Annotated in this window: 14 protein-coding genes; 6 read left to right on the top strand and 8 right to left on the bottom strand. The window is 44.3% G+C overall.

Annotated features, from left to right (window positions below):
- Positions 1 to 16: 16 nt before the first annotated feature.
- The 4 genes from ACYUCY_RS13420 to ACYUCY_RS13405 all read left to right on the top strand — a co-directional run bounded on the left by ACYUCY_RS13420 (position 17) and on the right by ACYUCY_RS13405 (position 6351).
- Complete coding sequence (locus ACYUCY_RS13420) at positions 17 to 3352, top strand: acetyl-CoA carboxylase family protein (RefSeq protein ID WP_460227013.1); 3336 nt, start codon at positions 17 to 19, stop codon at positions 3350 to 3352.
- Between the two features lie 32 nt (positions 3353 to 3384).
- Entirely contained in the window at positions 3385 to 4179 is a 795-nt protein-coding gene (locus ACYUCY_RS13415) for an enoyl-CoA hydratase-related protein (protein WP_460227012.1), read from the top strand.
- Positions 4180 to 4383: 204 nt separating this feature from the next.
- Positions 4384 to 5226, top strand: a complete 843-nt coding sequence (locus ACYUCY_RS13410; RefSeq protein ID WP_460227011.1) for an alpha/beta hydrolase — start codon at positions 4384 to 4386, stop codon at positions 5224 to 5226.
- A gap of 90 nt (positions 5227 to 5316) precedes the next feature.
- A complete protein-coding gene (locus tag ACYUCY_RS13405) occupies positions 5317 to 6351 on the top strand; it encodes a hypothetical protein (protein WP_460227010.1) in 1035 nt (344 codons plus the stop codon).
- Positions 6352 to 6437: 86 nt separating this feature from the next.
- On the opposite strand, the gene ACYUCY_RS13400 is transcribed toward ACYUCY_RS13405, so the two are convergent.
- On the bottom strand, positions 6438 to 7061 hold the full coding sequence (locus ACYUCY_RS13400; protein WP_460227009.1) for a TetR/AcrR family transcriptional regulator: 624 nt from the start codon (positions 7059 to 7061) through the stop codon (positions 6438 to 6440).
- Positions 7062 to 7091: 30 nt separating this feature from the next.
- Positions 7092 to 9200: a hypothetical protein gene (locus ACYUCY_RS13395; RefSeq protein WP_460227008.1), complete on the bottom strand. Its 2109-nt coding sequence runs from the start codon at positions 9198 to 9200 to the stop codon at positions 7092 to 7094.
- Positions 9201 to 9437: 237 nt separating this feature from the next.
- Here ACYUCY_RS13395 and ACYUCY_RS13390 point away from each other — a divergent pair, with 237 nt between their 5' ends.
- On the top strand, positions 9438 to 9755 hold the full coding sequence (locus ACYUCY_RS13390; RefSeq protein WP_460227007.1) for a hypothetical protein: 318 nt from the start codon (positions 9438 to 9440) through the stop codon (positions 9753 to 9755).
- A gap of 241 nt (positions 9756 to 9996) precedes the next feature.
- Here ACYUCY_RS13390 and ACYUCY_RS13385 read toward each other — a convergent pair whose 3' ends face one another.
- The 5 genes from ACYUCY_RS13385 to ACYUCY_RS13365 form a co-directional block, all read right to left on the bottom strand.
- Positions 9997 to 10653 carry a TetR/AcrR family transcriptional regulator gene (locus tag ACYUCY_RS13385; RefSeq protein ID WP_460227006.1) on the bottom strand — a complete coding sequence of 219 codons (657 nt, stop codon included), beginning with the start codon at positions 10651 to 10653 and terminating at the stop codon, positions 9997 to 9999.
- A 129-nt stretch (positions 10654 to 10782) separates the two neighbouring features.
- On the bottom strand, positions 10783 to 11262 hold the full coding sequence (locus ACYUCY_RS13380; RefSeq protein ID WP_460227005.1) for a VOC family protein: 480 nt from the start codon (positions 11260 to 11262) through the stop codon (positions 10783 to 10785).
- 22 nt (positions 11263 to 11284) lie between these two features.
- Entirely contained in the window at positions 11285 to 12541 is a 1257-nt protein-coding gene (locus tag ACYUCY_RS13375; RefSeq protein ID WP_460227004.1) for a hypothetical protein, read from the bottom strand.
- 12 nt (positions 12542 to 12553) lie between these two features.
- Positions 12554 to 13915, bottom strand: a complete 1362-nt coding sequence (locus ACYUCY_RS13370) for a DUF1552 domain-containing protein (protein ID WP_460227003.1) — start codon at positions 13913 to 13915, stop codon at positions 12554 to 12556.
- Between the two features lie 17 nt (positions 13916 to 13932).
- Positions 13933 to 15609, bottom strand: coding sequence for a DUF1592 domain-containing protein (locus ACYUCY_RS13365; RefSeq protein ID WP_460227002.1), 1677 nt, complete (start codon positions 15607 to 15609; stop codon positions 13933 to 13935).
- A 503-nt stretch (positions 15610 to 16112) separates the two neighbouring features.
- Between ACYUCY_RS13365 and ACYUCY_RS13360 the strand changes: the two genes are divergently transcribed.
- Positions 16113 to 16559 (top strand): c-type cytochrome, encoded by a 447-nt coding sequence (locus ACYUCY_RS13360; RefSeq protein WP_460227001.1) that lies wholly within the window; start codon positions 16113 to 16115, stop codon positions 16557 to 16559.
- A 214-nt stretch (positions 16560 to 16773) separates the two neighbouring features.
- On the opposite strand, the gene ACYUCY_RS13355 is transcribed toward ACYUCY_RS13360, so the two are convergent.
- Positions 16774 to 17433, bottom strand: coding sequence for a hypothetical protein (locus ACYUCY_RS13355; protein WP_460227000.1), 660 nt, complete (start codon positions 17431 to 17433; stop codon positions 16774 to 16776).
- Positions 17434 to 17442: the final 9 nt, after the last annotated feature.

Genomic DNA, 17442 nt, shown 5'->3' with positions numbered 1-17442 from the left:
AATAAGGAAGTAACCCATGAGTAATGGGCAGTCCAAGACCCTCTCATCAACCGCACCTATAACGAAGCTTCTCATCGCCAATCGCGGAGAAATAGCGATAAGAATCGCAAGAACCGCCGCCGACATGGGAATTGCCACCGTTGCTATTTATTCGGAAGACGACGCGAACAATTTGCATGTGAAGCGGGCAGACCAAGCCATAGCGTTGCAGGAGCGAGGAGCAAAAGCCTACCTAAACACTGCAGCGGTGATAGCAGCAGCACTCAGTTCTGGCGCTGATAGCGTACATCCAGGCTACGGTTTTCTCGCTGAAAATGCAGAATTTGCCCGGCAGGTAGAAGCCGCAGGTCTTATATTCGTTGGGCCTACCGCAGAGAGCCTCGACTTGCTCGGAGACAAAATCGCCGCTAAGCAATACGCAGAAAATCTTGGCGTTCCAACCATACCCGGTACAAATACCGATACCAGCTTGGAACAAGCCAAAACGTTTTTTGAGTCCTTAGCCAGCGGCGAAGCGATGATTATCAAAGCCGTTGCCGGTGGCGGTGGTCGCGGAATGCGTGTGGTGTCTAACTCCGAAGAAATTGAAGATGCTTGGCATCGTTGTCGCTCTGAGGCACTCACGGGGTTTGGCAAAGCTGATGTTTATGTTGAACGTAAGATTCCCGCAGCTCGTCATATAGAAGTTCAAATTCTCGGGGACGGAAGTGGCGCCTGTGTTCATATGGGTGAACGCGAGTGTACTTTACAGCGCCGCCATCAAAAAGTTGTCGAAGTCGCCCCCTCTCCTACATTGACCAAAACTGATCGCGATAAAATTTTTTCTTACGCCTTAAAAATTGCCGAAAGCAATCACTATCGCTCACTGGGTACCTTTGAGTTTTTACTGAGCGACGCTGGTGAAAAACGAGAAATATTTTTTATTGAAGCGAACCCGCGTATTCAAGTTGAACATACCGTCAGTGAAGCGGTTTTCGACGTTGATTTAGTTCGCTTGCAGTTAGAAATTGCAAAAGGCATCGACCTGTCTGAACTCAGAATCGATCAACAAAAATTTGATGCCCCGAATGGTTACGCAATACAGTGCCGAATAAACATGGAGACAATGGACGCATCTGGAAATGCTAAACCAAGTAGCGGAAACATTGATATTTATGAAGCACCGAGTGGCGCGGGCATTCGAGTTGATGGATTCGGATATTCGGGTTATCGGAATTCGACGAGTTTCGATAGCCTGCTCGCTAAATTAATTGTTCATAGTCGACATGCTGATTTCGAGTTAGCCGTTAAAAAAACTGAACGCGCGCTAAGTGAATTTAGAATCGAAGGCCTCGATACCAACTTAGTGTGGCTACGCGCCCTACTCGCGCAACCAGACATTCAGAACAATATAATTTCCACCCATTTTATCGAAGCGCATGCAAAAGATATCGCGAAAAGTTGCGAAACAATCGCTACAAATTTATTTTTTAATTCAAAAGTAAAAACCAGGCAGGTGCAAACCACCGCCCCGGAACTGCCCCAAGGTAGTACGGCTGTCATCGCCCCAATGCAGGCAACGGTAGTCAGTATCGAGATCTGCGCTGGAGACCAGGTTCAAGCTGGTCAACAAATTGCTGTACTAGAAGCAATGAAAATGGAACACGTGATAGTCTCGCCCTGCGCCGGAGTGGTACAAAGTATTTTTGCAGAGGTGGGCGAAACTTTGATGGATAACGCGTTTATTCTCGCTATCGCTGCTAACAACAATAGCGATTCGGAAATGAAATCCGAGCTCGACGTTGATCTTGATTTAATCCGTGATGATTTGCGGGAAGTCGAAGAACGTCGTGCATTTGGCTTGGATAAAAACAGAAAGCAAGCGGTAGAAAAACGCCATCAACGGGGACAACAAACCGCTCGGGAAAATATCGCGCAGATTTGTGATGACGATTCTTTTATTGAATACGGTGAGTTTGCTATCGCTGCACAAAGTCAACGTCGTACCATCGATGATTTAACTCGCAATACCAGCGGCGACGGGATTCTTACGGGGCTCGGCCAGGTTAATGGCAAGTATTTCAGCGAAGATAAATCACGTTGCGCTTTTGCAATTGGCGATTACATGGTGCTTGCAGGCACCCAAGGTCAACGTCATCATCGAAAATTAGATCGTATTTTATCAGTAGCCGCTGAGTTTAATTTACCACTCATCTTTTTTGCCGAAGGCGGTGGCGGTCGCCCTGGCGATACTGATCGTTCGACTCACGCAGGTGTATCAAATGGTACGTTTACCAAGTTCGCGCAACTCAGTGGCCAAGTGCCGATGGTCGGTGTCGTTTCGGGTCGCTGTTTTGCAGGTAACGCAGCATTTCTAGGTTGTTGTGATGTCATTATCGCTGATGAAAGTGCCAATATTGGCATGGCTGGCCCCGCAATGATTGAAGGCGGTGGACTCGGTGTGTATCCACCAGAAGCCATCGGCCCTATTGATATTCAAACCAAAAACGGCGTCGTTGATATTCGTGTAAAAAATGAAGCGGAAGCCTGCGAAGTTGCAAAAAAATATCTGTCCTACTTTCAGGGTTCGCTAAAAAACTGGCAAGCACCCGACCAACGTCAGTTACGTCACGTCGTCCCCGAAAATCGTTTGCGAGTTTATGAAGTTCGCGATGCGATAAATAATATGGCCGATGAAGATACCGTACTGGAATTACGAAAAGAATTCGGCGTTGGTATTGTTACGAGCTTCATTCGCATTGAAGGCAAAGCTTTCGGCGTTATCGCCAACAACTCCAAACATTTGGGTGGTGCTATTGATGCTGCGGCTGCCGATAAAGCGTCACGCTTTATGCAACTCTGCGATGCTTACGATATTCCAATAATTTCTTTGTGTGATTGCCCTGGGTTTATGGTGGGTCCAGAGGCAGAAAAAACTGCTTTGGTGCGCCATGTTTGTCGAATGTATGTCACCGCCCGTTCAATCACTGTTCCGATGTTTGGCGTCGTGTTGCGCAAATGTTATGGCTTGGGTGCTATGGCCATGCTGGGCGGCGGCACTTACGATAATTTCTTTACGATTTCTTGGCCGACCGGAGAATTTGGTCCGATGGGTTTAGAAGGTGCGGTAAATCTTGGTTATCGACGCGAATTTGAAGCACTGAATAGTCCAGAAGAAAAACAAAAACTCTACGACACATTACTCGCCCAAATGTACGAACAAGGAAAAGCCCTTGCCGTTGCCAACTCATTGGAAATAGATGCGGTGATTGATCCCATCGAAACACGCAAATGGATTATTTCCGGTTTGCGCTCGTGCAAATTGCGCGAGCCTTTGTCCGGACAAAAACGACCTTTTGTGGATACTTGGTAGCTCTTTATATGAATATTTCCTGGAGAAGATAAATGTCAGAATTTTTAAAAAAAGAATTAAACAATGGTTTATTAATATTAACCATGAACCGAGCCGAGCGGAATAATGCTCTTAATGGGGAAATGCTCAGTGATTTAGTAGATGCCACGGCAATGGCCGCGAATAATGATGACGTTCGGGCGGTGTTATTAAAAGGTGAAGGTAATTATTTTTGTGTTGGTGGCGACGTTAAAGCAATGAACGATGGCCAGGGCCGCGAGCTGTCTCTTGGAGAACGCATGCATAGTTTACGTGATCGCATGAATGTATCGCGTTATTTACATGAGATGCCAAAGCCTACTATTGCTGCGGTACAAGGTGCTGCTGCAGGCGCGGGTTTATCTATGGCGCTTGCATGCGATTTTAGAATTTGCGCAGAAGATGCAAAAATCACCACAGCTTTCGCAAAGGTCGGCCTATCCGGTGATTTTGGCGGCACTTACTTTTTATCAAAGATTCTCGGCACGGCAAAAGCCCGGGAATTATATTTACTGTCGCCAAAACTCAACGGAAAAGAAGCGACAGAACTCGGCCTGATGACACGCTGTGTATCAGCAAGTCAATTGCAAGACGAAGCGCTACAATTTGCTGCAGAACTTGCCAATGGCCCCACGCAAATACTCGGCAAAATAAAACAAAATCTTAATTTGGCAGAAAATGGCGCAAGCCTGGTGGATTGTTTTGATCAGGAAGCAAAAAATCACACTTTGTGTACGCTGACCGAAGACCATAAAGAAGCCGCCGCCGCCTTCGTACAAAAACGCAGTCCCAAATTCATTGGAAAATAATTCCGGTGAAAATACGCTACGAATAAACACGGAAGAAAACATAAAGAAATGCTAAGTGATCGATAATCGGCGTTAATATATAGCCAATTCATTCCGTAATGATCTACGCTATGAGCGCTTTGCATTACTAGAAACCCGAATTAAAATTTAATTTTTTCTCTAACACGAAAACCTTATAACAATAACCTAAAAGTGGTACGTCCCATGAAATTAGTAAAACCCATAATTATAATGTTCATCTTATTTTCCTTTTACGGATGCGCGACCAATCAGAAACCGTATACCGCTGATGTAGTCTATGGTCATAAAGACGGTATGGCTTTATTCTATGACGTATTTAAACCAAGCGGAAAAAGCAACAAGGCTGCCGTTATTTACATGGTCAGCGGAGGCTGGTTCTCACGCTGGCAGGAACCCGAAAACAGATTAGCAGGGTTCGCGGATATGCTTGATGCGGGTTACACCGTTTTTGCCGTCCATCACGGCAGCGCGCCCCGCTATTTTGTTCCGGAAGCTTACGCTGATGTCAGCCGTGCGGTACGCCATATTCGTTTGCACGCGGATGATTACGGCATAGACCCCGAGCGAATGGGTGTAACGGGCGGCAGTGCCGGCGGGCATCTGTCGTTAATGTTAGGATTTGATTCGGATCAAGGCATTAGCGATTCTGAAGACCCTGTGATGCGAGTAAGCAATCGAGTCGCGGCAGTGGTTTCATATTATCCGCCAGTAGATTTACGAGCTATGGCTGGAGGAAACAATGAACGCTTCCCAGCGCTTAACTTTGAAAAAGAAAAAGCCGCTGCCATCTCGCCGATTTTATTTGTCACGCCTGACGATCCACCTACTTTACTGTTACACGGCGATGCCGACACATTGGTACCGATTAGCAACAGCGAAATTATGCTCGCCGAACTAAAGAGCAAAGGGATTGAATCAGACTTTATTACTTATGAAGGTGGCGACCACGGCTTCCGAAACCCTGAACACCGAGCACAAGCCGCCGCTGAAAGATTGACTTGGTTTAATAAATACTTACTAAAATGAGACACGCTAAAAAAACAGTCTCATTTCAATACCAATAAAACCAAATAAGAAAATTAACAATACATCAAATAAAAACTATAGGAGTTTGACGTGAATAAGATATTAAGTACTACAGTGAGTGGAATAGCATTAACTTTCCTCTCACAGTTTGGCCAAGCCGCCGACATTCTCGGAGTCGCCTGTCAATCGCCACCACCCGTACATTGTTCTGAAGGAGATTGTGCCGCAAAAACAGCGGTTCGTGGCAACGTAAAAGACCCAGCAACGGGTCGTGAATTTTTTCTTGATTATCCTTGTGATTTAAAACCTGGCGAAGACGTGATGTTCGTTTTAAATATTCATGGCGCGGGTTCTATCGCAAACTGGCAACGACATTATTTTCCTGCCATGGATCATAAAGAAAAGTTTCGCATGGTTGTGGCGACATCCACGGCAGAAGGCTCAGGCTCTTTCGGTTCTGGCCCCGGTATTCGCATGTGGATGCCAGACAAAGATGATGCGCATTTACAAAATATTACCACTTTGGTAACGGAAGCATTCGGCAAAGAAAATATTAAATCCTTTTGGTTAGCCGGACATAGTCAAGGCGGTATGACTTCGCAGCGCATTGTTTGTAGCGATTTTTTTGCAGACAAAGTTGACGGCGTTTTAAGTTTATCCGGCGGTCGCGTTGGTGGCGTTGAAATGGTACCTCGCTTCGGCCCGCCACTTGCTGACGGTTCACCTCCGCCAGCAAGACCAGCACGCCCTGTATCAAGTACTTTACCTTCGTGCAGTTACTCTCACATATATACGACTGGCGAACACGAAATTGTTGCTTTACCTGAAACTTCTAGCCTTGCAGAAAAATTTTCTTGTGACGCGCGAGTTAAATCAGAAATTGTTGATACAAAAGCGGGTTGGATTCAGGACTCTAGTCGAACCGGTTATCCGGTTTGGGGAATGGCTGCTCGCCCCGGAACTGCAGAAGAATATAACTACCCAAATTGCGATGACGGTCGCGTGGTTGCCGACGTTGTCCGTATCGACAAAGGCCACACCGAAGGATTGGAACCTTTGGTCACGCAAAGAATTTTGGAACTGATGGCGTCTGCAAAAGGTGGCAAAATTGCAGCTAGCCAATAAAATTATTTTTGATGCTTAAAAAAAGGAGCGCTGAGCGCTCCTTTTTTATTGTCCGTAACAAACCGTTGAATAAAAATTTAATCGTTTTAACTCTGTGAAAGCTTACTGTAAATCCCATCAATTAACGCGCGCACCGCCAATTCGAATTCTGCTTTTGGTTCGTGGGGTTTATCAAACATTAATTTCGCATTGGGAAACTGTGACAACGTTTTTGCGTCGGGCATCGGAAGATCACGAAGAATAATCTCTTCCTCTGCTAAACCGGCAATGGCTTTACCGCTACTTGACGCTGCCAACAAAGCTTTCGATAATTCAAGACCGCTTTGTTGCCAAAGACTTAACCATCTTTCTGATTTTTGTAATATAGCAGGTGTCCATACTTGGTATTCACGCCTTAATCGAGAAACTGCCGGATGAGCCAGTGTAATCTCCCAGCTCCACTCTGACATAGCCCACAAATCTTCCCGCCAATCACCGGTCGTTGGCGGCAAAGCCACTTCTCGCATCACACCATCAACCAACAAGGCGGCCAAGCCCGCCTTATCTTTAACATGATGATAAAGCGCCATCGGAGTAACATTCAGTGCTCTAGCCACTGCACGCATTGTGAATCCCGCAACCCCTTGCTCATCGACAACAGCCATAGCGGCCTTGGCAATAAGTTGTGGATCTAGTTCGCGGGTTTGTTTTTCTTTTTTTGATGCAACCATAAGCACCTTATTGGCTTTTTATCTTGTTCATTATTCAACGATAACACGCACTCTACCAATATTTTGTACCGAGGCATACTCATCGTTCGCATCACCGTCTTTATTTGAAGCAACGCGAATTGCTGGAAAGTAAGTGCCGGGTTCAGAGAAAGAAAAAGAGCTTGTAACGGTTATTTTATTCTTAGCTTTGCCCGTCAAATTTTCATTTCGTGGATATTCACCAGCGCCGTCAAAATCCCATTCCGCTTTGACTATCTGACCCGTTTGCGGCGGTGCTTCGATCTCTGCGCTGAACTTTACTGTTTCACCTACTTTAACTTTAGCGAGTTCACTGCCATTTACCTTCAGTGTTACAACGGGTTGAATGCCTTTACGCTCATCTGCACTATCGGGAATTACGATCTGCCCTCCGTCAACTTGATACTGAGTTCCCATTGGCGGTGCAACATCATTTTCAACCCAATTACTTAAATCACGTAGCGCCTGCTGCAACGCACCCTGGTAACTAATCACCCGCGTCGTTGCAACAGGGCGTGGGTCGCGAGGTTTTGCCAATTGCGTTGTGTGCATGCTGTTGTCGATGTAATAAAGTCGGTAGCGATCATCGAACTCGTCTCCCAATGCGGTTTTAACTCGCGAACGATACCAATCTGCTTGCCACGGAAAAGCAGCTTCATCCATTAATGCGCTTATCACAATCATCTTCCCGTTAAAATTCCCGCTCATTGTCGAACCACCACTTTGCATGCTGGGCAAAGGTCGAGGTCGCTGCGGATATTTAGGCTCGCCATCTTTATCTTTAAACAAATTCCAAATATAAAATTCCGGTGCCTGTACTTGATGACGATGATACGTTTGCGCGGCTAAATAGACTGAATTGTCGATAGCAATTTCATCACCTTCACGAATTTTTGCCATCGCTTGAAAACTACCGACACCAAAACCAATCATGACTAAATCATCGACGACGCCGACAATATATAAAACACTACCCTGCGCTTCACCACTTTTCATTGTAATAGTGGCTCCCTGTAAATCGCCTTTCGGTAAATTCGCAATACGGAAAGCCGCAGGAAACTCCACCCCACTGTTCACCTGGCTAGCCGGCATAGAAAGTGGGAGGCCTAATTTTCTAATCTCATCCGGCATTACCAGCGCCGAAATTTTTGCGTCTTGTTGAATCCTTGCCTTTTTTAAAGACTCGGTCGGATTCGCACCCAAATATCCTGGTTTACTCCAAAAATCTTGGAAGTATGTGGGATCACCTAAACGCAAGCTATCAACCAAAGTGGTAAAAACACCGGTGTACCCAAAGGCGATTTTTTCTACGTTAAACCAAGCCCGAGGTGGAAAACCCATGTAGGTCACTTCTTCGAGCGCTTCCTTTTCTTCATCACTCAAACCCGCGTACATATCGCCGCTACCGCCCGGCTCTATCGCGTCAACTATTTGCGGAAACTTATCTTTTAGCACTCGCATCGCATGTGCTTGAACGGTAAAAACATAGGGAATTGCAACGGGCGAGCCGTGCACAAAGGGAATGCTACCGTCCCAAACGCCGGGATGATTTTCTACGCTACCAAGCGTTTTAAAAGCGCCACCACTACCGCCGTAAACGTAACCGTATGGACGATGCTCCCCATACATTTCAACGGCAATGGTTCGCGAATAAATCGCTACCGCTGCATTAGCATTAGAGTCACCTCCAAACATATTGCGACTACCCTGATTGGATTCGACAAGATAAGCACCGCTGTCTAACGCAAAGCCAACGCCACTGGCCTGATACAAGGCCATTGGCGCGGTGTTTTCATTTCCAGACACAGCTTGAAGGGGCTGAAAAAAACGGCCGTCATATTGTTCTTTGGGGGGAAAATACAATGAGAAACGCAGCTCAGTGTCGGTAAAACCGCCGTGTACATAGCGATGTCTAACTGGAGTATCTCGCCATTCATCGACGTCAATATAAGGCTTGTCGTAAGGCGCCGTTAAGCCTTCAGAAGACTCGGCCGCATTCAGCAAGTTAGTAAAGCCAAGTATCAGAACGATGCAGAAAACTAGCTTAGTTATTAAGTTTCTTGTTTGCCTGGAAGAGCCCGTCTCGATCGCCGAACCCGTATATTCACTCCATTTTTTCATGTAGCTGACCTCATTATTAGATAGTTGTCGCCAATCTCGATCTTCAAGATGAAACCGCTGCAAAGCCCTTGCTACAGCTAGGCTTTCGAATTGCCTACAAAAACGCAACCTTAACTAGACAGCCCAACTATACAGCGTATAGAAGACAGTACAATAATAGCTATACATTGTATAGCTAAAAGTTTAAAGTTTAGCGCTTCGCTCTGTTAATAAAAATAAACTTTCAAGGAGACTACGATGATCTACATACAAAAAATCAAACACTTAGTACAAACCCTATCTATCGTTTTCGTACTGCTGCTAACGGCTGTCGGCGCGAACACTTATGCGGCTGAAGAAGCGAAATACAGCAAAGACGTTTCTATGGCAACAATATTGGATAATGATGAGTTGCGTGCAGTCATGGCTAAATATGTGCCGGACATGATGTCAAACCCAGAAATTGATCAAGCCAGAGTTATTTCTTTAAGTGAACTTGCGGGCTATGTTCCCGACCAGTTAACAGACAAAGTGCTTGACGCGATCGTGGCGGATCTTAACAAACTTGGTAAATAGTTCTCTCAGGTATATAGAGGCTATTTAAAAAGTTCCTCCTGTGCGTAAGTAGTGCACTCTTGATAAGGCGATGTTTAGGCATCGCCTTTTTTTAATTTCTTTCCCGCCGCATTCGAAATACTTACGCCGCAGGAGCCATCAGCTACTTTGACAAGATGAAGTGAAGTGAAGGAAATAGCAAGAATTTGATTTCATTCAAGATGTTTGAAGCCAGCTTGCCATTTTTTCCAAAAAATAATGACTAGCCGCCAATTTTTGGAATCTTTAGGTTTGCAGATTTTAGTTTTTCGATATCAAGAGCACCGTGAATCCAAAAATCGAAAGCTGAATACACACTTTGCTCTCTCGACATGCCTATTTTTTCAAACTTTTTGGGCGACGCTGAAGAAGTCATTAACATAAAATACGTAGACCACGCGAAATCATGATTAACATCTTCGCGGATATATGGCGTTAACTGCTGCTGCATCGCTGCCATTTGTGCATAAAGCGAATCCAAATAGATTTGATGTAGCTTGGGATAATCTGACTTTAAATCAATCCAAAAACTAGCTGAAAATTGCGCGTCATTTTCCACCCAAACATTTATCCAATAACGCAGTACTTCTAGCAAACTCATCCCATAAGATGATATCGGACGATGGGTTCGATTTTCCCAACGAACAATTAATTCGTAAACTAAATCTTCTTTAGTGCGGAAATACTTATATATGGTTTTAGTGCTTGTTCTCAGTTCTCTCGCGATATCATTCATCGCAATGGAACGAATACCCAACACCTTGGCCTTACGTGCGAACACTTCGGTAATTTGCTGAGTAACAAATGTATTATTGGCTTTCGATAACTTTGAGCGGATAGGGCCAGGTCTAGCAAGTGAATCGTTCTTTAAACTAAGCATATATTTCAAACCAGAAAGAATTTAGAGCAGACAAACACTTCAATTAATACGAAATCAGAGATGATACCAAATAAGTATCACCTCTGTTGAAAAGTATTATCCACCGTCATAATCGACGGTCATCAGTTATCAACGTGCAGGGGATGGACGCTGATAAAGCTCTATATTATAGCCATCAGGATCTTTAACAAAATTCGTCCCGTCAACTATCTTGGCAGGCGGATAACCTGCCGCCGCAACACGCTCTGCCATTTTTCTTCCGTCACTGACCACGATAACGATGTTACCGAATTCGGTTGCTCCTGGTTTGACTTCACCTTTGCGGATAACAATCAAGGTATCTTCACGAATATTTCCCGTCATCCCCAAAATGTACTCGATGACTTCTCCTTGCGCAGGAACTCGCGCATCGACCTGTAAACCCAACACCTCGGTATAAAATTTCTTTGAGCGCTCCAAGTCACTAACTCGAATTCCCAAACCGGAAACACGAATTGGCTTTTCCGCATCTGTTAGTTCTGCTAAAGCATTTTCCGCCAACGAAGGCGTTGCGTAACACATCAATAATAAAATTGACGCACTGGTTATAGATAATAATTTACGAATCAAGAGATACTCCTTATGTTTATTTTTATTCACCCAAAATTTCTGCTCGATTAGCTAGTACGTTCACATTTGGACCCGCTTGAACTTTTGCTTTTCTGTCTGGAACGATACCATCAACAACATATGAAAATGAACGAGCGTTGCCTTCATCTTTAGGCGCTTGAGCTTTGTATGACACTACGGATGCCACTTCTTTTTTTGCATCTGGCGTCATCACAAACGCAGGTAGCGCTTCAATTCGCAACGCGAAAGAGATATGTGTTTTTTCGCCCATCGTTCCCGGTGGACTGTAATCAGCATTTCTTTTTAACGCATAATATATGCTCGGCAATTCAACCCAGGTTAGCGATTCAATCACCGGACCGCGAGCGTTTACCCACCCGTCATACACTGGCTTCCAAGGCCGGTACCCGCCCAAATAACCTTTGAGCGATCCATCTTCTTTCATTTCAAGCTGGAGTTGGGCTTGCAACATTTCCAGATCCCGAGTGTAGCCAGGTTCACGAATAACTAATTCACCTGGCTCCTTCGTATAGATCACTCCCTTCTTGGTTCGTGCAGACAATATGCCTTCGTACTTTGCATTTGGTTGAATACGAAAAGTGTAATTACTTGCGATATTGCCGTCGCCGCCTTTCACTAGCGGATCTTGGCTCATGTAAAAACCAACTTTTACATTCTTATCGTTCATCGGATCGGAACCTTGCCCTGAAACGACAATGACGACCGTCCATGAACCATTTCGCATTGAATCGTTAAACTGCAACGCACCGCTCGAAAGACGCTCGGGGGCCCGATACGTTTTCCAGCAACCAAGGGTTTTATAAAAAGTATTGTCTATGCCTTTTTCACCATTTGGGCTGATGAAACCGGTTTTTTTGTTGCCGTCTAAATTTATTCCTTCAGCAATTTTGCCACTGACTTCCGTCAAGCCCGGATCAGGATAGGATTCAGGATCAATATAAACATTTGCTCGGTTTTTACCGCGATACGCCATTTGATTCTGGCCATGAACCGGGCTTCGCGTCGGGTTGGCAGGGTTGCGCAACCACTCCGCTTCTTCTTTTGTGTAACCCGCATTGACCATGACCTCAATCCAATCGATTTCTGGATTAGTACCATTCGGACAATCAGTACCGGGCTCTATCACACCGCTTTCTGCACCGTAATACATTGCCGGCTCATACCATTCAATCACGTAAGAACGAGTCCAATCCGCCGCTGCCAATCCAGGAAAAATAGCAACCAAAGCGAATGACATTTTTAAGATAGTATTTTTCACAACGACCTCCTTCTATGCCATAACTTCGGTAATTGGACGAGAGGTTTTCATCGCGCCTTCTCCAAATTCACCAACAGGTGCGCCAGCAATTTGCATCGCGGTCAACGATAAGCGAGTAACTGATTCACCTTGTTGATGAATATGCTGCCCAGCTTTGTGACCGCCACCAGCACCACCTGCAAGAAACATCGGAATGTTTTCGATAGAGTGAATTTTTGCATAACCTGTATCACTGAACGCCATAATCAAACTGTTATCTAAGAGCGTACCGTCACCTTCTTTAATAGCATCCATTTCAGTTAGGAAATCACCAAAACCTTGCATCACATGACCTGCTAATTTACTGGTTTCCGGCTGATAGCCTAACGCTTTATCGGTTGGCTCATCGTGAGTAATTTGATGATAGATTTTGCTTTCACCGGCGATGTAAGTTTCAGAAGCACCAGCGGTATGCACAAAAGTAAACACCCTACTTTGATTACAGGCGAGACCCATTGCTAGTAATTTCGCCATCGCTTTAGTATTTGCGTTTACAGCGTCAACTGAGGCAGAACGCTTTCCTTCATCAGGAGCACCCGGCACAACACAGGCCTCACATTTTTCTGGACGTTGTAACTGAATCGCTAACTGATTCTCCATGTCGCGAACCGACGTAAAATATTGATCCAATTTAATTTGATCATCCTTTCCAACAGACCTCATTAACTCTTGGCGCTGATCTTTTACCGCCGAAAGCACGCTCTGACGTAAACGAATTGAAGGATCCGGCTGCCAGTTGTCGCTGTTTGGATCTTGAAAACCTTCACCAAATAAACGGTTGTATAAGGCCAATGGTGTGACTTCAGGAGAAGCGAAGGTCGAACCGGTTCGAGTGGAATAACTCACCGGCTGACGAGAAGTAGATGCGTCGATATCGAGTACTTTAAAGCGTGTTGACGTACCAATCGCATCAGCAATTTTTGTATCAAATGACGGCGCATCAAATCTATTCGACGCTGAAGGTGCAACACCAGAAAGAATCGATGCGTGGCCACTCCAGTGCACTAAGTTTGCACGACCATCAGGAATTGCGCGAAAACCAGAAAACACCGAGACCTTATCTTTTAAGGCACGCAAAGGTTCTAGTTCAGGCATTACTTCATAACCAAAGCCAGTAGTCGGCGGTACCCAACGAGTGCCACCTGCCGGTGTATCGGTTAGCCCTAAACCCCAAAAATAAGTTCCGAAACGCGTCGGCAATTTAGTGCCATCGGCAAAAGCACTGCCGTTGCCATTTAAAAACACATCCAAAACTGGAAGACCAACACAAACAGCGCTGCCACCTAACATGCCGCGCAGCAGCGAACGGCGATTAAAACGTGAACGTGAGCTCATGAGTAGTTCCTCTCTAGTTATTGTTGAGCAGCGATAGAAACGGATTCAGCAGCGGATGCTGTTTCTTGCCCTTCTGGCACTACCACTTTAAAAAATTCAGGTGTTGAAACAATTTGTTTCATTAAATCGGGAACGCGATAACCATTTTCCGCGAACGCATCGGTTTGGTCGGCGAGATAATCTTCATCCCAAAAATCTGTTTCACGTCCTACACCGTATGCATAAACATTACGAACTAAACAGGCCGGAATTCTTGGATCTTCGTGTAAAAATTCTCCAAGACCTTTCGCACCAACTAATTTAACGCCGTTTAGATCAGCACTAACATCAATCAATGTTCCGTTTTCGTATTTCCGTAGCTGACCGAGACCATCGAAATGCTCCAAGGCTAAACCCGGTGGATCACTTCGTTGATGACAAGCAGTACAACCAGTATTTTCCATATGATCCAGTAATCGCCCACGAACAGTGCCAGACATACTGTCTTTAACTTTAGAAAAATCGACATCGGCCGGTGGATCAGGAGTGGGTTCACACATAAAAATTTCATGAATTTTTATGCCACGCCGTGTGGGTGAAGATGTACCAGGATGCGCAAACAAAGAAAGGAAGCCGACTTGAGTAAGGATACCAGCACGTCCAGATGAATCTGAAAACTCATACTCCGTCCACTCTTCAGCGGAAGCAAAAGGAACGTTATAAATAGAGGCTAGAGATCTGTTGATAAACGTTTTATTCGAGGTAAATAAATCTCGATAATCACCGCGCTCCTCAATCAACAAGTTGATCGCAGTCTTTAGCATTTGCTCGCGGGCGCTATCGGAAACGGTTTGATTGAATTTAGGATAAATTGCGGGGTCTTTTACTAGATTGGCGAAACCATCGAGCTGTAGCACGTCTGCTAAAAAAGCATTTGCACCGTCTTTAAAATTCGGAGAAGACGCTAGGCGATCAAGTTGTTTATTTAAACCCGCTTCAGTGTGCAAAGCACCACTTTTCGCGGCCTCTAGTAATTCCTTGTCCGGCGTTGTATCCCAAAAAAGAAAAGACATGCGAGCTGCTTTAGTATATCCGTCAAGTCGCAGCTCTTCCGCATTATTGGGATCGGGTTCTGCCATCTCAACCCTAAAAATAAATTCCGGAGCCACTAACAAACTCGTCAACGCCATATTCAAACCAAGATAAAAATCTTTTTCTTGCTTTGCACCAGTAGCGGCAGTGTTGAGACGAGCGTTTGTTTCTCCCTCACTCAATGGGCGGCGAAACAGCAGCTCGCCATAGTGAGTAATGAATTGTTTTGCACAAGCTTCGTCAAATGACTTGGCATTTTTGGGTTCGCAGCTTACAAATTTCTTACGGTTCTCTTCATTGAGAACTTGAGTAGAAACGGCACTTGCTAAGGTGAAATACTGCTCAAAGCCGGAAGACGTCAGCGATAATAATGAGCTCCCTATCGCCAACAAACCACCCTCTCGTTTCTCAGGCTCGAAGCGAGCATTAATTTCAATCTCTGAACTGAAAATATCTTCGATCGTATTCCGGTATTGGGATTCTGTGAGCCTTCGCACAGCGACTTTAACGGTTTCAGCATTAGCCGCAGTTTCTACTGCGTGCGTTGAATAGCTTAAACTAGCTAATCCTAGACCCAGAACTGGAAGACATAAAAGACGCGCCAAATTCTTTTTGTTAAGCACTTAAAAACCTCCGGAATTGCAAATTTTCTTCGCTAGTTATTCTTTATTAACGAACTTCTACCCAGTTAGATAAGCGCCAGACTATTAACTTTTATTTTAATGAAGCCTAGACAGTACGGACTCATTAACGGTTCTTAACCAGGTGTTTTAATCTCGGAAAACAGTTTGTTCATTTATTAAATTTATCTTGCTTGCGTCCCATTTCCGGCAGCCACCTTAGTTATTAGCAACCAAAACGGCTGAGGATAAAACTAGGAAAATATAAAGCTGTTGTTGTTTTCCAGATCGACACGATTGTACAATGCGAAGGCTTAAAGTCAAGATAACAAGTGGCTAGTAGAGTTAAGGTAAAAAATGACTAGAACAAAGGAACCAGTGTTGGCGTTATAGACTCTTAAGGTTATATGAAAGGAGCGCTTCTTTTCACTAACAAATGTAAAAACAGCAAGAACTTGAAAACAGTAATAAATAGTTAAGACTATATTTGTAACAGGATTTATGTAATGAACAATAGAAATCAAACCAAAAACGAAGTGTCATTTTTAAACTCGAACCGTTTTAATCTCAAAATCTTTCTCGCCTTTATCACTTTTACATGCGCGTCGTTCAGCACCCTCAACACACTTGCGCAAGATAATATTATTCCCGATTTAAAATCCGGCCAGCAAATGTATAAAGCCGTATGTAGCGGCTGTCACGATGTATCAATTGCACCGACCTTACGGGGCATCATCAATCGCCCTATCGCTAGCGTTGATTCCTTCAAAGGTTACAGTGACGGCCTAAAAGAGAAACAGGCGATGACTTGGACTAAGGAAAACTTAAATACATTTCTTATCGACCCATTAAAATTCGCGCCGGGAACCTTAATGATTCAAGTTATTCCAGAAGCACAAAAACGCGCAGACATTATTGCTTTCTTGGAAAAACTCCCTCCGCCACGTAAATAAGTGCCTCTAAACAAAAAGGGCTGAATTAACTCCGATATTAATTCAGCCCGCGTTTTTGAAAAGCAATTTTTTAAAACAGATTAAGCCAACTACTGTGAAATTTTATTCCGTTCTTCTCGCTCGTCTGCAATTTTTTCCACCCTGGTTAGAAGTTCATTCAGCCAAATGCCTTGCTCTATCGACCAAAACTTCTCATGCAAAATCTCGGGGGAGGTCACTCGGTAGATTTTAAAGCCGCAACAAAAGCTTCCATCCATTTTTCAACATAGCGTTTATTCTTTTGCTCGTAGCCATTTCTAGACTTCCCATCTATATAGGAGTAGCTGGGGGTTTCAAGATTGATCGCATAAAACAACGCCTCTTCTGGAGATGTTAAAAAATATTCTAGATACACTTGCTCTGCTGGTTGATCTAAATATAAACCGTTCCGTGAACTATATTTTTTTGAGGATTTTAAAGAGGTGTGAGCACCGCCTCCAAAACCCAAACCAAATACATTAACGGAAATCGTATAGCTTCCTGGTTGTGGTTTTTCTAGCAAACTAAATCCTGCTTTATTCAATTCCGATTTTAATGAGTCCTTTATTAAATCAGCCCAAATAGTTGTCGCTTTATTTTGTTCATCTTGAGACCAAAAGGAAAAATCTACTGTTTTATAATATTCATCTAAAGATACCTCGACCCGGTCAATATAGATCTGATTTAAATTAATTTCAGAGAACTTAGAACTAATGAATACCTTGTCGATATTCAATACATTTGGAACCTCAATCATTCCCTGTTCCGTAACCAATGTGTTCACCGGTAATTGCACTAATTTCGCGCAAGCAGTAAACAGCGTAATACAAACAAGTCCAACAATGTAATTTCTCATATTAAGCAC

The organism is Aurantivibrio infirmus, from assembly GCF_054767315.1.
This window is presented reverse-complemented; position numbering and strand designations above follow the sequence as displayed.